This window comes from Gilliamella sp. B2828 (assembly GCF_026537125.1).
Taxonomy (GTDB): domain Bacteria; phylum Pseudomonadota; class Gammaproteobacteria; order Enterobacterales; family Orbaceae; genus Gilliamella.
The window spans coordinates 38,878-52,460 of the sequence record NZ_JAFNMU010000008.1; the positions used below are offsets into that span (position 1 = coordinate 38,878).

Annotated in this window: 13 protein-coding genes; 8 read left to right on the forward strand and 5 right to left on the reverse strand. The window is 33.1% G+C overall.

Going from position 1 to position 13,583, the window contains the following annotated elements:
- Positions 1–48: 48 nt before the first annotated feature.
- The 6 genes from J3U19_RS08085 (at position 49) to pgi (ending at position 7,517) form a co-directional block, all read left to right on the forward strand.
- Positions 49–984 (forward strand): ABC transporter permease subunit, encoded by a 936-nt coding sequence (locus tag J3U19_RS08085; RefSeq protein ID WP_267345999.1) that lies wholly within the window; start codon positions 49–51, stop codon positions 982–984.
- Positions 977–1,837, forward strand: coding sequence for an ABC transporter permease subunit (locus tag J3U19_RS08090; protein ID WP_267346001.1), 861 nt, complete (start codon positions 977–979; stop codon positions 1,835–1,837). Before J3U19_RS08085 ends, J3U19_RS08090 begins: the two co-directional genes overlap by 8 nt.
- A gap of 2 nt (positions 1,838–1,839) precedes the next feature.
- Positions 1,840–2,829 carry a putrescine export ABC transporter ATP-binding protein SapD gene (gene sapD, locus J3U19_RS08095; protein WP_267341220.1) on the forward strand — a complete coding sequence of 330 codons (990 nt, stop codon included), beginning with the start codon at positions 1,840–1,842 and terminating at the stop codon, positions 2,827–2,829.
- 19 nt (positions 2,830–2,848) lie between these two features.
- Positions 2,849–3,664, forward strand: coding sequence for an ATP-binding cassette domain-containing protein (locus tag J3U19_RS08100; RefSeq protein ID WP_267346002.1), 816 nt, complete (start codon positions 2,849–2,851; stop codon positions 3,662–3,664).
- 207 nt (positions 3,665–3,871) lie between these two features.
- On the forward strand, positions 3,872–4,804 hold the full coding sequence (gene metA, locus J3U19_RS08105; protein ID WP_267341222.1) for a homoserine O-acetyltransferase MetA: 933 nt from the start codon (positions 3,872–3,874) through the stop codon (positions 4,802–4,804).
- Positions 4,805–5,867: 1,063 nt separating this feature from the next.
- Complete coding sequence (gene pgi, locus J3U19_RS08110) at positions 5,868–7,517, forward strand: glucose-6-phosphate isomerase (protein WP_267341223.1); 1,650 nt, start codon at positions 5,868–5,870, stop codon at positions 7,515–7,517.
- Between the two features lie 81 nt (positions 7,518–7,598).
- Here the strand turns inward: pgi and crr are convergent, their stop codons facing one another.
- From crr to J3U19_RS08130, 4 genes are all read right to left on the reverse strand, one after another.
- The gene (gene crr / locus J3U19_RS08115; RefSeq protein WP_267341225.1) at positions 7,599–8,102 is read right to left on the reverse strand and encodes a PTS glucose transporter subunit IIA; all 504 of its coding nucleotides are present in this window, start codon (positions 8,100–8,102) and stop codon (positions 7,599–7,601) included.
- Positions 8,103–8,111: 9 nt separating this feature from the next.
- The gene (ptsI, locus tag J3U19_RS08120; RefSeq protein ID WP_267341227.1) at positions 8,112–9,839 is read right to left on the reverse strand and encodes a phosphoenolpyruvate-protein phosphotransferase PtsI; all 1,728 of its coding nucleotides are present in this window, start codon (positions 9,837–9,839) and stop codon (positions 8,112–8,114) included.
- A 51-nt stretch (positions 9,840–9,890) separates the two neighbouring features.
- A complete protein-coding gene (gene ptsH, locus J3U19_RS08125) occupies positions 9,891–10,148 on the reverse strand; it encodes a phosphocarrier protein Hpr (RefSeq protein ID WP_025316545.1) in 258 nt (85 codons plus the stop codon).
- A 139-nt stretch (positions 10,149–10,287) separates the two neighbouring features.
- Positions 10,288–10,641, reverse strand: coding sequence for a hypothetical protein (locus J3U19_RS08130; RefSeq protein ID WP_267341229.1), 354 nt, complete (start codon positions 10,639–10,641; stop codon positions 10,288–10,290).
- A gap of 123 nt (positions 10,642–10,764) precedes the next feature.
- Here J3U19_RS08130 and J3U19_RS08135 point away from each other — a divergent pair, with 123 nt between their 5' ends.
- The gene (locus J3U19_RS08135; RefSeq protein WP_267341230.1) at positions 10,765–11,307 is read left to right on the forward strand and encodes a UPF0149 family protein; all 543 of its coding nucleotides are present in this window, start codon (positions 10,765–10,767) and stop codon (positions 11,305–11,307) included.
- Positions 11,308–11,347: 40 nt separating this feature from the next.
- Positions 11,348–12,658: a Xaa-Pro aminopeptidase gene (pepP, locus tag J3U19_RS08140; RefSeq protein WP_267346003.1), complete on the forward strand. Its 1,311-nt coding sequence runs from the start codon at positions 11,348–11,350 to the stop codon at positions 12,656–12,658.
- Between the two features lie 79 nt (positions 12,659–12,737).
- Here the strand turns inward: pepP and J3U19_RS08145 are convergent, their stop codons facing one another.
- Complete coding sequence (locus tag J3U19_RS08145; RefSeq protein WP_267341233.1) at positions 12,738–13,550, reverse strand: TonB family protein; 813 nt, start codon at positions 13,548–13,550, stop codon at positions 12,738–12,740.
- Between the last annotated feature and the right edge of the window lie 33 nt (positions 13,551–13,583).

Consider the following 13,583-nt stretch of genomic DNA (forward strand, 5'->3'; position numbering starts at 1 on the left):
ATAGTTGTTACCGTGTTTTATTTACTTATAACAGCGATAAAGATAAACATGATTATCTATATTTTCAAAAAAATAGTAACGTTTTTATTTATTATCTGCGTATTAACTCAGATTAGTTTCTGTTTAGTCTATTTTGCTCCACATTCAATACTTAACTCTAATAATTTGAGTTTTGTTGATGCATATAGTGCTTTTTTTAAGCAATTACTACAAGGTCAATTTAGATTATTATCAGGTGAAACCGTACCATTTTTTCACACTTTATTAGCGACTTTCGAACTTTGTATACTAGCTTTAGTGGTTGCTCTAGTCATTGGACTGCCATTGGGAATTTTTCTTGGTTTGAGTAATATTAATTGGCTTAATAATACTATTCGCTTAGGATCTTTATTTCTGTATTCTTGTCCTAAAGTTATGTTTGTTGTTATTGTGATGCATTGGTTATCGCCTACTTGGTCGATATCAATGAATTTTGATGTGTCGCCGTCAGTAACGGGCACATCGTTACTCGAAATTCTTGTTGCATCAAAAACAATGAAATTACAAGCACTTCTTGTACATCTGCATCATTTGCTTTTGCCTATTATTATTTTAGCCATTCAACCAAGTATTATGACAATACAATTAGTGAGTCAATCGGTAAAAAGTACCTCACGTCAAAACTATATTAAAATAGCGATTATTCGTGAACGATCCCCATTTAAAATTTTACGCCGTCATTTGTTACCTAATTCTATTCCTGCAACGATTCCACAGTTAACATACAATACGACAACACTGCTGTTTTCGACAATGGTAATAGAAATTTTATTTAATCGTGTTGGTCTAGGGCAATGGGTGATGATTGCTTATCACCATCATAATTATTCCATTATAGCTATTGCAATTTTGGCATGTGGTACGGTCATTAGTCTATTAACATTATTAGGTGAAATTTCTTCTGTTGCTATTTATCCATTACGTCATAAGGTAAATTATGTCTAGGGTAACTAAACTAGTAAATGCTATTGTATCTTGCTTTAATAAGCTACACAGTAATGTTTATTTAATTATTAGCTTTTATGGTATTTTAGCAATTGCATTTGTAGCATTATCGACTAAATGGTTTTTTCATGCTCATTTAAATTCTATTTATCCGGCTTCATTACCACCAGCTTGGTGGGCGAATGGTGATTTAAATCATATTTTAGGTACTAATGCCAAAGGACAAGATATTTTTGATTATTTACTGATCGGATATCGCTCGACCATATCCATGACATTAAAAGCCGTATTTTATGTCATTATTTTTGGTGGGATAATTAATTATTTGATGTTCTTTATATCTTTTTTGCGTCCGCTAATTCTATTTATTTTTAAGTTTTGTATGGTTGTGCCACCGCTACTAGGCGTCATTGCAATTAGTATGATATTAGAAGATGATATTACCAACATATTATTAGTGATTGGATTATCTTATACACCACGCTTTATCTATAATATTCATCAACAAGCGATTAATGAATGGCATAAAACTTACATTACAGCTTACCGATTGGATGGGTTATCACCGTTATCAATTTTTAATCACTACATTTTACCTAATATTTTACCCATGTATTTGACCGAAATTGCCTCATTATTTGGTTCGATCATTTTGGCCATTACTACCATAACTTTTCTAGGTTTTGCAAATGACGTTTCACGTCCCGATTTAGGTATGATGATGTTCAAAATGAAAGATATTATCGGTACTAATTATTTAGCTTTTCTATCGCCAGGATTGGTTGTAGTTGTTACTATAACTTTGGTCTATTTATTCAATTTTGGATTATATGGCCGACGAGCAGGGCATTAATTATGGCTTTGTTAGATATTCGAAATTTAACCATAGAATTTATTACGCCTGATGGTTTGTTACGAGCAATCGATCGTGTAAACTTAAAGCTATCTGAAGGTGAAATTCGTGGTTTAGTTGGAGAGTCAGGTTCAGGAAAAAGTCTTATTGCTAAAGCCATTTTAGGGGTGACTAATCATAATTGGAAGATTTCGGCTGATCGCTTTCATTTTGATGATATTGATCTATTGAAACTTTCTCCTAAACAGCGTCGAAAAGTGATTAGTGATAACGTATCTATGATATTTCAAGAACCGCAATCATGTTTAGATCCTTCAATGAAAATAGGTCAACAGTTAATAAATGCTATTCCAAGAAGAACATTTAAAGGGCATTGGTGGCAAAGATTATTTTGGCGCAAACATCGTGCCATTGAATTGTTGCATCGGGTGGGAATTAAAGACCATAAAGAAATATTAAAATCTTATCCATTTGAATTGACTGAAGGAGAGTGCCAGAAAGTAATGATTGCTATTGCACTGGCTAATCGACCCAAATTATTAATTGCAGATGAACCCACTAATTCAATGGAGGCAACAACCGAATCACAAATATTTAGGCTTCTTGCGAGTATGAATCAAAATATTGGAACCACAATTCTTCTTATCAGTCATGATTTACAAATGGTGACACGATGGACTGATCGTATTAGTGTATTGTATTGTGGCCAAACGGTGGAAGTTGCTGATAGTGAAGATTTAATTAAATCCCCTTATCATCCTTATACTCAAGCTTTGATTTATGCTATTCCTGATTTTGGAAAAGCGATGCCCCATAAAAGCCCACTCAATACTTTACCCGGAGTTATTCCATCTCTTGAGCATTTACCGATAGGTTGCCGGTTAGGACCCCGTTGTCCTTATGCTCAAAAGAAGTGTATCGAAGCACCTGAGTTAAGACCGATAAAAGATCACTCAGTAGCTTGCCATTTTCCGTTAAATACTGATGAGTAGTGGTCAATAACAGGTATATATGATGAATCCAATATTAAAAGTGCGTAATTTATCTAAACAATTCAAAATTCCTAAAGGTTTTCTGGGGAATTTGCGTATTGATGCAGTTAAACCATTGTCGTTTTCACTTAGTGAAGGTAAGACGTTGGCCATTATTGGACAAAATGGCTCAGGAAAGTCAACTGTAGCAAAAATGTTAGTCGGTATGTTGAAACCTGATAGCGGTGATATCTGGATTGATGGTAATAAAGTTGAATATGGTGATTATAGTTACCGTTGCCAACTTATCCGTATGATATTTCAACATGTAGAGAGCTCATTTGATCCAAGATTACGTATTGGACAATTGTTAGAAATCCCGTTGAAACACAATACTAAATATAATGCCCAAGAACGTGAAAAGTTAATTAATGACGTCTTAAAACAAGTTGGATTATTACCTGAACATGCTTCTTATTATCCTTCGGTAATGGCAGCAGGGCAAAAACAACGAGTCGCACTAGCTCGAGCATTAATTTTAAAGCCTAAAGTGATAATTTTAGATGAAGCTTTAGCTGCGCTAGATATTTCAATGCGATCACAAATAGTCAATTTAATGTTGTCACTGCAAGCTGAGCAAAATATTTCTTATGTTTACGTTACTCAAGATATAGGAATGATGAAACATATCAGCGATGAAATTTTAGTAATGCATAAGGGAGAACTGGTTGAATATGGTAATACGGCTGAAGTATTAGCTTCACCATTAAGTGACATTACCCAAAAATTAATTAATAGCTATTTTGGCGAAGCATTAACCGCCGATACTTGGCGTACTGATACTCGTACTTTCTAAGTTTTAATATTCCCATCAACGTTTTCACTTTGAAGACCATTTAAGCATTATTTACTATTAAAATTTCTAGTATGCTGATTTTTTTGAATCTTATTGCTTAATAAAAATCTCGACAAATTTTATAAAACCCACTATATTTAGCTATGTAGATATCTAGACGTCTATTTTAATTATAAAAAATAAATCATTGCTTTAGGAGCTGTTGTTATGCCTATTTGTATCCCAGACTCATTGCCTGCTGTAGATGTGTTACGCAATGAAAATGTCTTTATTATGACTTCATCGCGTGCTAAAAATCAAGAAATTCGAGCACTTAAGCTTCTCTTCCTTAATTTAATGCCTAAAAAAATAGAGACTGAAAATCAATTTTTTCGGTTATTATCAAATTCCCCTTTACAAGTGAATATTCAATTATTGCGTATTGATCAACGTGAATCAAAAAATACACCAATGGAACATTTGAGAAGCTTTTATTGTGATTTTGATGATATTCGACATCAAAATTTTGATGGGCTTATTATAACTGGAGCACCACTAGGTAAAGTGCCTTTTTCTGATGTAGTTTATTGGTCTAAATTAGCTGAAATTATTACTTGGGCAAAAGAACATGTAACTTCAACAATGTTTGTTTGTTGGGCTGTACAGGCTGCTTTGAAAGTCTTATATGATTTACCAAAATTTACTCGCAGCCAGAAATTATCAGGTGTTTATCAACATCAAATTATTCAGCCGAATGCGATTTTATCACGAGGATTTGATGATACTTTTTTAGCACCTCATTCACGTAATGCTGATTTTCCCAAAGATAAAATTATAAATTACACCGATTTAACAATTTTAGCTGAGTCCGATATAACAGGGCCTTATCTAATGACAACAACAGATAAACGTATGGCATTTGTAACAGGACACCCAGAATACGACTCTTACACCTTAGCCAATGAATATTTTCGCGATATTAACGCTGGGATTAATCCGAATATTCCAGAAAATTATTTTCCAGATAATAATCCAAATCTGCCCCCGAAAGCTACATGGCGTAGCCATGCCTATTTACTATTTAGTAATTGGCTTAACTATTATGTCTATCAATTAACACCATTTGATTTAAAAACACGTAATATGACGGTTGATGATTAAAAAAAGCAAATATATAAACCCTATTGGTATATAGAAGTAAATAATATTAATTATGGAAAATAAGTAAAAAATTTGTTCTTAAAAAAGTATAACGCATGCTTTTCACATGGTTTAATGAAAAAACAAATCATACAATAGATAAATGTAATCCAAAAACATTAATATTTTTTAAATCTATTACTGATATTAGTAATATAAGAAATAAGAAAAGATCAATGAAATGTTATAAATTAATTAAATAAAAGAATGGTAACAAATGCAACAATCGGTTTTAAAAGTCAGTTAGCTAACTATAATTTTATTGATTTACCTAAAATGTAATTACAAGAATCTGATTCTAAAAAAGCTCATTTTGATTATAGTACAGCTCAAGATGAAGCAATTGAGTGTTGCATTACTTAACCAATTCAACGTTAATTGATCTATGAAACACGTGAGAAGTTATGTGTATATTATCGCTATAATCTATGATATAACTATCATTCCCCAAGCTCTAAAAAAGCGCTCCTTATAGATTGAGCGCTATTACTAAAAAATCACTTACCTTTTATTTAAAGTGGTTATCTCACGAAATAAACTTAACAATACAACCAGAAAATAAAATCCCACACTAATTAATAATATGTGAAATACGTGAATAAGAACTGTTTTTTATTGATAAATAAAACTGGATAGAATTTAGTGTAGAAATGTACAGATAAATCCTTTACATATTTCATAGTGAAGTCGTTTATCAAGGTCTATAAGTAGAAGCATCATAAGCATAAAAGAGCACGCTTACTCGGAACGAATTAGATAAATAGATCCCTTAGAGTTAGTAACGTGACAATTTTGGCTTAAGAAAAAGGAATTGTGTCTTAAATATACTTAGCTAAATATGTGCCTTATCTTGGTCCTATTATCTTTGATGATTTTGAGAATCTGACAAAATATATTGAAGATAGTAAAAAAAGGGATTGAAATGATATCAATTTAAAAAACAAAAGATAAAATCCTTATCTTGCATCATGTTAGGCATAGTTATATTATGGGCAGCAGTGCTATATTAATTAAGGAATTAGATATGTTAAAGTCAATTGATCCAACTACCACTTCTTCTTGGCAATCTCTTCAGGCTAGTTATGAAAAGCATCATGAAAAAACCATTGCCCAAATTTTAAAAGATGAACCTAAGCGTGTTGAAAAACTGAGCATTCCTTTTGAAGATGAGTTTTTGGTTGATTTGTCAAAAAATAGAGTGACGCAAGAAACTTTAGAATTGCTTTACAAACTTGCTGATGAATGTGATTTAAATGGCGCCATTAACGCCATGTATAGCGGTGAAAAAATTAATCGTACAGAAAATCGTGCTGTATTGCATGTTGCGTTGCGTAATACTTCAAATACCCCGATTTATGTCGATGGTAAGAATGTAATGGATGAGGTTAACACCGTACTTGCTAAAATGGATTCGTTTAGTAAAAAGATCATTAGTGGAGAATGGAAAGGTTATACGGGTAAAGCAATTACGGACGTAGTTAATATTGGTATTGGTGGTTCAGATCTTGGTCCTCATATGATCACCGAAGCATTACGCCCTTATAAAAATCATCTAACAATGCATTTTGTTTCGAATGTCGATGGTACTCATATTGTAGAAGCGCTTAAAGATCTAAACCCTGAAACCACTTTATTTTTAGTGGCATCTAAAACGTTTACCACCCAAGAAACCATGACAAATGCGCAGACTGCTCGTAAGTGGTTACTGGATGCAGCCAAAGAGGATAAAGCCATTGCTTTACATTTTGTTGCGCTTTCAACCAATGTTAAAGAGGTCGAAAAATTTGGTATTGATACCACCAATATGTTTGAATTTTGGGACTGGGTTGGTGGTCGCTATTCATCTTGGTCTGCAATTGGCTTATCAATTGTTCTATCAATTGGTTTTGAAAATTTTAAAAAGTTTTTAGCTGGAGGTCATGCTATGGATAAACATTTCCAGAGCGCGTCAATCGAGAAAAATATTCCAGCATTACTTGCGTTAATTGGTCTTTGGTACAACAATTTTTGTGGAGCAGAAACTGAAGCGATTTTACCGTATGATCAATATATGCACCGTTTTGCCGCTTATTTCCAACAAGGAAATATGGAATCAAATGGTAAGCGTGTTGATCGCAATGGTCAAAAAACGACTTATACAACTGGTCCAATTATTTGGGGGGAACCTGGTACTAATGGTCAACACGCATTTTATCAATTAATTCATCAGGGTACTAAATTAATTCCATGTGACTTTATTGCACCAGCAATTAGCCATAACCCAGTAAGTGATCACCACCCGAAATTGTTATCAAACTTTTTTGCACAGACAGAAGCTTTAGCATTTGGTAAAACTGCACAGCAAGTTGAGCAAGAATTTATTGCAGCAGGTAAAACACTTGATGAAGTTAAGTCTATAGTACCATTTAAAGTTTTTGAGGGTAATAAACCAACTAATTCAATCTTAGTGAAGAAAATAACACCTTATACACTTGGTGCATTAGTCGCTATGTATGAACATAAGATCTTTACTCAAGGTATTATTCTTAATATTTTTAGTTTTGATCAATGGGGTGTAGAACTTGGTAAACAGTTAGCAGGACGTATTTTACCCGAATTATCGGATGATAAGCCAGTTAATTCTCATGATGAGTCTACCAATAACTTAATTAACCAATATAAAAAGTGGCGTTAAGAAGTTTAAGAAATTAAACATGTTTATAAAAAACCTTCAGTTTAAACTGAAGGTTTTTTTTAAGTAAATTAAATAAAAAGATTATTTTTTTACTCGCATTATTGGCGTTTTACCTGCTTCAACCGATCCAGAAAGTTTTGTTAATTCTAATACTGTTTCCATATTAGAAATAACTACTGGTGTTAACACTGATTTAGCTTTACTCTCAAGTAATGGCAGATCGATTTCAATAATAGTATCGCCTACTTTTACTTGTTGACCTTCTTCAGCAATTCGCTTAAAGCCTTCACCTTTTAATTCTACTGTGTCAATACCAAAGTGAACAAAAAGCTCAATACCTTCATCTGATTCAATTGCAAAAGCATGATTGGTTTCGAAAATTTTACCAATTTTACCATTTAAAGGTGCAACAATTTTATTACCAGAGGGCTTAATTGCAACACCGTCACCAACGATTTTTTCAGCAAAAACCACATCTGGTACATCTTCGATTTTGACAATTTCGCCACTTAAAGGTGCAATAATTTCGATGCTATTTTTATTATCATCGGATACTAATTGCTTAATTTTATCGAATAGACCCATCATTGTCTCCTAACAAATTTGCTTTTCAGCGGTATAATTTTCAATTAAGTCAATAATTTCTTTAGCTGTTGCTTTTTGTAGAGCTGTATCAGCAAACTTTTTCGCCTCTTCATAATTAGTATTGCGAATCAATTTCTTAATTTTTGGAATTGATACAGCACTCATACTAAATTCATCAAGGCCCATACCTAATAATAAAATTGTTGCCCGTTCGTCACCAGCAAGTTCACCACACATTCCAGTCCATTTACCTTCTTTGTGCGAAGCATCAATAACATTTTTAATCAATGTTAATACAGAAGGTGATAATGGATTGTAAAGATGAGAAATCAATTCATTACCACGGTCAACAGCAAGTGTATATTGTGTTAAATCATTAGTACCGATACTAAAGAAATCTACTTCTTTGGCTAAATGATGTGCAATCACTGCTGCTGCTGGGGTTTCAATCATTACACCAATTTCGATATTTTTATCGAATGCTTTTCCTTCGGTCGTTAATTGTTCTTTAAGAATATTAATTTCAGATTTTAATATACGAATTTCTTCCACTGAAATAATCATTGGGAACATAATACGTAATTTTCCGAATGCAGATGCACGCAAGATTGCACGTAATTGAGCGTGCAGTACTTCTTTACGATCTAAACAAATACGAATTGCACGCCAGCCTAAAAATGGATTCTCTTCTTTTGGTAAATGCATATAAGGTACATCTTTATCACCACCAATATCCATCGTGCGTACAATCACTGATAAACCATTCGTCGATTCAGCCACTTCTTTATATGCTTTGAATTGTTCTTCCTCATTAGGATAAGCTTCTCGATCCATGAATAAAAATTCTGTACGATATAAACCAACACCCTCATAACCATTGCGTTCTGCGCCAGCAATATCACGCACTGTACCAATATTGCCGCAAATTTCGACTTGGTGTCCATCAAGTGTTACAGCTGGTAAGTCTTTTAATTTTGCAAGTTCTTCTTTATCGGTAATAAATTTTGCTTGGACCTGCTTTAATTTTTCTTGAGTAGTGTGATCTGGATTGATATAGATAGCATTATTAATTGCATCCAAAATAACAAAATCACCTTGTTTGATTTCTTGGGTTGCATTAGACGTACCCACGATAGCAGGAATTTCTAATGAACGAGCCATAATTGACGTATGTGATGTTCGCCCACCTGCGTCAGTAATAAAACCTAATACCATGTCTAAATTCAACTGAGCGGTTTCAGATGGTGTTAAATCTGTTGCTACTAAAATACATGGTTGGTTAATAGCACTCAAATCAACAATTTCAATACCTAAAATATTTTTAAGTAAGCGTTTGCCGATATCGCGAATATCTGCTGCACGCTCTTTTAAATATTCATCATCTAAATTTTCGAGTTCTTTAGCTTGAGTTTCAAAAACAGATTGAACTGCGGCATCAGCGGTAGAATGTTTAGTTTGAATACGTGAAATAACTTCTTGTTCAAGATCTTCATCTTCAAGAAGCATAATATGACCTTCAAAAATTGCTGCTTTATCTTCACCTAATGTAGATTTTGCTCGTTCCATGATTACATGTAATTGCTCACTTGATTTTTCTCGAGCTTCTTTGAAACGTTCAATTTCAGCGTCAATTTTGTTATCAAGAATTTGTCTATTACTAATAACAATAGGCTCTTCTTTTAATAATAGCGCTTTTGCAAAAGCGATACCGGGGGAAACAAGTATACCTGATACCATAAATTTAGTCCTTATTCAATTTTAAAACTGTTCATAGCTAATTTGGAGTTATTATTCTAATTCTGGAATTAGTTTTACAAGATGTTGTACTGCTTCTTTTTCATCTTCGCCTTCAGCTGAAATAGTAATCGTTGTTCCTTGTGTTAAACCTAAAGTTTGTAATTTAAATAAGCTTTTTGCACTTGCACTTTTACCATTTGAAGTAACGGTAATTTCTGCATTGAAATTTTTGGCTTCCTTGACAAATTGCGCCGCAGGACGAGTATGAAGACCATTTGATGCAGTAATTGTTACATCTTGTTTATACATATTATTTTTGCTCCTAAAAATATTTTCTTTTCAGCGACCAATATAAATAAAAACTGCATGAAAGGCTAGTAAGATTTCATAGATCTTTGACATTCATTAAATATTATTAGCCATAATTTATAAAGATAGCTAGATTTTATCAGTATCGGTAAATTCGAGTGATTTTATCACTACAATTTTTAAATTCCACCTGCCCATGGATACCATGTTTGATATTCTCAAAAACGACTTCTTCACTACCGTCAAGTTGTGAAGCTCTAATTTCTTCATGACAGAATGTTTCGAATCGTTGCAGTTCTTGCTCACCATCACCTAATTTATACGCTACAGGTAAATTTTGGCTGGTTACATAAGTGTGTAACTTATCTTGCATATTAAGGATGATCACACCATTATTTGAAATTAATGTACCACAAGAGGTTAATGATATAGCTAAAATTGCATAAAAAGATAGTAGCAGAGGCAATTTCACGATTAATCTTAATAAGTTCAAAATAATTCCTTTATAAAGCTCAGTAACCTGTTTATTATTTATAGCGAGTTTAGAATTATATACTAAAATTGGGGAAAGTGCAGAGATGCATTTTTTGTGATATGACAACATCAAGGTGGAGTAATGACGGAAACTATTAATTATGACGAATTTAATCGTCAATTAGTCCAATGTAAATTAGGGATCACTGCTGCTGAGTTACATGGTTTTATCGTAGGTATTTTAGCTGGAGGAAACCATGATGAGAGCTGGCGTCCTTTAGTTGAAGATATGTTAAATAATGGTCAAACTATTGTTGCACCTTTGAATGAACAAATTACCAAACTTTATCAGTTAACTAAGCAACAACTTTTGGATGAAGATTTTGAATTTCAATTATTTATCAGTGAAAAAGATTTGTACGCACAAATTGATGATTTAGTTGGTTGGGTAAATCATTTTTTGCTTGGTATAGGGTTAGTACAACCCAAAATTAATCGAATCAAAGGAGATGTAGGAGAAGCGATATATGATCTACGTCAAATTGTTAAATTGGGCTATGATGAACAAGAAGATCAACAAGAGCTTGAGTTTGCGTTTGAAGAAATCAAAGAATATGTGCGTATAACATCAATGTTATGTTTTGATGAATTCAATGAAACTGAAATAACACCAACAATTCATTAAGATTAACTCATAGTAAGTAATCTTAATTAAGGTCGTCATGATGAAAAAAGATATTAAAACAGAAATGATTTTGCGTCGTGAAAAATTGCTTGCGAAAATGATGCCTAATAGTGTAGCTCTTTTTTTTGCTGCTCCTGAAGTAACACGCAGCAATGATACTCATTATCCATATCGACAAAATAGTGATTTTTGGTATTTTACCTTCTTTGCTGAGCCAGAGGCAGTGTTGGCAGTGATTAAACAACAAGATAATACTGCTCGGTATGTGTTATTCAATCGAAAAAAAGATCCTTTGGCAGAGACATGGACAGGATATCGTTTAGGTCAGCAAGCTGCATTGAAAACGGTTTTAGTTGATGAATCTTATCTTTTTGATGAAATTGATGCCATATTACCCAATTTATTAAATGGTAAAATCGCAATTTATCATGCTGATCAACTTTATCAGTATGCTGATCAAATTGTCAACCAAGCACAGGTTACTTTAAGACAAGGGATGAGATTAAATTTAGTTGCACCAAGCTCAATCATTGATTGGCGACCAATAGTTCATGAGATGCGGATGTTTAAGTCGGATTTTGAGATGCAACTATTACGTAAGGCATGTAAAATTAGTGCTAAAGCGCACGTTAAAGCGATGCAAATATGTAAGCCTTCTATGTTTGAATATCAATTGGAAGCAGAAATTCACCATGAATTTGCTTGGCATGGTGCGCGCTTCCCATCTTACAACACCATTATAGGTAGTGGTAATAATGGTTGTATTTTGCATTATGATAATAACAATAAGCAATTAAAAGACGGTGATATGGTCTTGATTGATGCGGGTTGTGAATATCAATACTACGCAGGAGATATTACTCGAACATTTCCAATTAATGGCAAATTTAGCCAAGCACAGCGTGAAATTTATGATATTGTTTTGGCTTCTCAATATCAAGCAATTCATCTTCTTAAACCTGGTACATCCATTAAAAATGTTAATGACAAAGTCATACGAACAATGGTAATAGGTTTAGTCAAATTAGGTATTATGCAAGGTGATATAGACAATTTAATTGCCAACAAAGCTTATATGGAATTTTATATGCATGGTTTAGGGCACTGGCTTGGAATTGATGTTCATGATGTTGGTAGTGGAAGGGATCAAATTCTTGAACCTGGAATGGTATTAACTGTCGAACCTGGACTGTATATTAATAAAGATGCCAATGTACCAGATCATTATAAAGGTATTGGCATTCGTATTGAAGATAATATTTTAATTACCGAATCTGGTAATGAAGTTTTAACCGCGGATGTTCCCAAAGAACCTAAACAAATTGAAAAATTGATGTTAAATCATTTATAAAGTATCGCTCACTATTGCCATAACTTTTAAGATAGAGGTTATGGCTTTGTTATTCTTACTTAAGCGACATGCCGTATAACTAGTCTAAACTGATGGATTTATCCCGATTAAAAATAATTTTTATTTTTTGATCTTTCGCTGCAATAGGTTGGTATTTCCACATTTTCATTGCACTAATCACTGATCGATTAAAAATATTATTGGGTTTTGTTTCTATAATCCGAATATTTTCAATACGCCCATTACTGTTTATATCAAACAGTACTATCACATAACCTTCCAATCGCATATCAAGTGCTCGGCGTGGATATTCAGGTTGGTTGCGACTAATTGGTGAAGGATTACCCGAGTATTGACGACTATCAGATATTTGGGGAGCAACAGAAGTATTTGAGATATTTTCAGTAATGACTTCTTGCCTAACTTGTTGACGTGATGCTTTTTGCATCGGACGATGTTTTTTCTTAACCTTATCTTTCTGTTTTACAATAATATCTTTTTCAGTTATTACGGTGGGTTTGTCAGGTCTTTTTTCTGAGATAGGTTCAGGTTTTTCTACTTCTATTTCGTGTTCAATAATTGGTGTCTCTTCAATTGGTTTGTTATCAATAATATCACTATCTTGAATGCCTTGAATATCAGGCGTATTTTCAATTAATGATTGTTTTGGTGCAGCCAGAGAAAGATCAACCATGATAGCTTTAATTGAATTATCACCCTCATCTACAATAATATTTTCTGCAAAAAGCGTAGGACAAAATAATAAAGCAAGTAAACAAAAATGTGACAACATAGAAAAAGATGCATATAAACAATCACCTCTTCGCTTTTTTTTAGCAATGGATTGAGGGATCTTTTCATCACTGATATCTATATCAAAATTAATTTTCATACTAATAAACATTCCTAATCTAAGGTAAGTATT

Coding starts and splice junctions, on each gene's coding strand:
- J3U19_RS08085 (WP_267345999.1), top strand. CDS start 49: ATGATTATCTATATTTTCAAAAAAATAGTAACGTTTTTATTTATTATC.
- J3U19_RS08090 (WP_267346001.1), top strand. CDS start 977: ATGTCTAGGGTAACTAAACTAGTAAATGCTATTGTATCTTGCTTTAAT.
- sapD (WP_267341220.1), top strand. CDS start 1,840: ATGGCTTTGTTAGATATTCGAAATTTAACCATAGAATTTATTACGCCT.
- J3U19_RS08100 (WP_267346002.1), top strand. CDS start 2,849: ATGATGAATCCAATATTAAAAGTGCGTAATTTATCTAAACAATTCAAA.
- metA (WP_267341222.1), top strand. CDS start 3,872: ATGCCTATTTGTATCCCAGACTCATTGCCTGCTGTAGATGTGTTACGC.
- pgi (WP_267341223.1), top strand. CDS start 5,868: ATGTTAAAGTCAATTGATCCAACTACCACTTCTTCTTGGCAATCTCTT.
- crr (WP_267341225.1), bottom strand. CDS start 8,102: ATGGGTCTATTCGATAAAATTAAGCAATTAGTATCCGATGATAATAAA.
- ptsI (WP_267341227.1), bottom strand. CDS start 9,839: ATGGTATCAGGTATACTTGTTTCCCCCGGTATCGCTTTTGCAAAAGCG.
- ptsH (WP_025316545.1), bottom strand. CDS start 10,148: ATGTATAAACAAGATGTAACAATTACTGCATCAAATGGTCTTCATACT.
- J3U19_RS08135 (WP_267341230.1), top strand. CDS start 10,765: ATGACGGAAACTATTAATTATGACGAATTTAATCGTCAATTAGTCCAA.
- pepP (WP_267346003.1), top strand. CDS start 11,348: ATGAAAAAAGATATTAAAACAGAAATGATTTTGCGTCGTGAAAAATTG.
- J3U19_RS08145 (WP_267341233.1), bottom strand. CDS start 13,550: ATGAAAATTAATTTTGATATAGATATCAGTGATGAAAAGATCCCTCAA.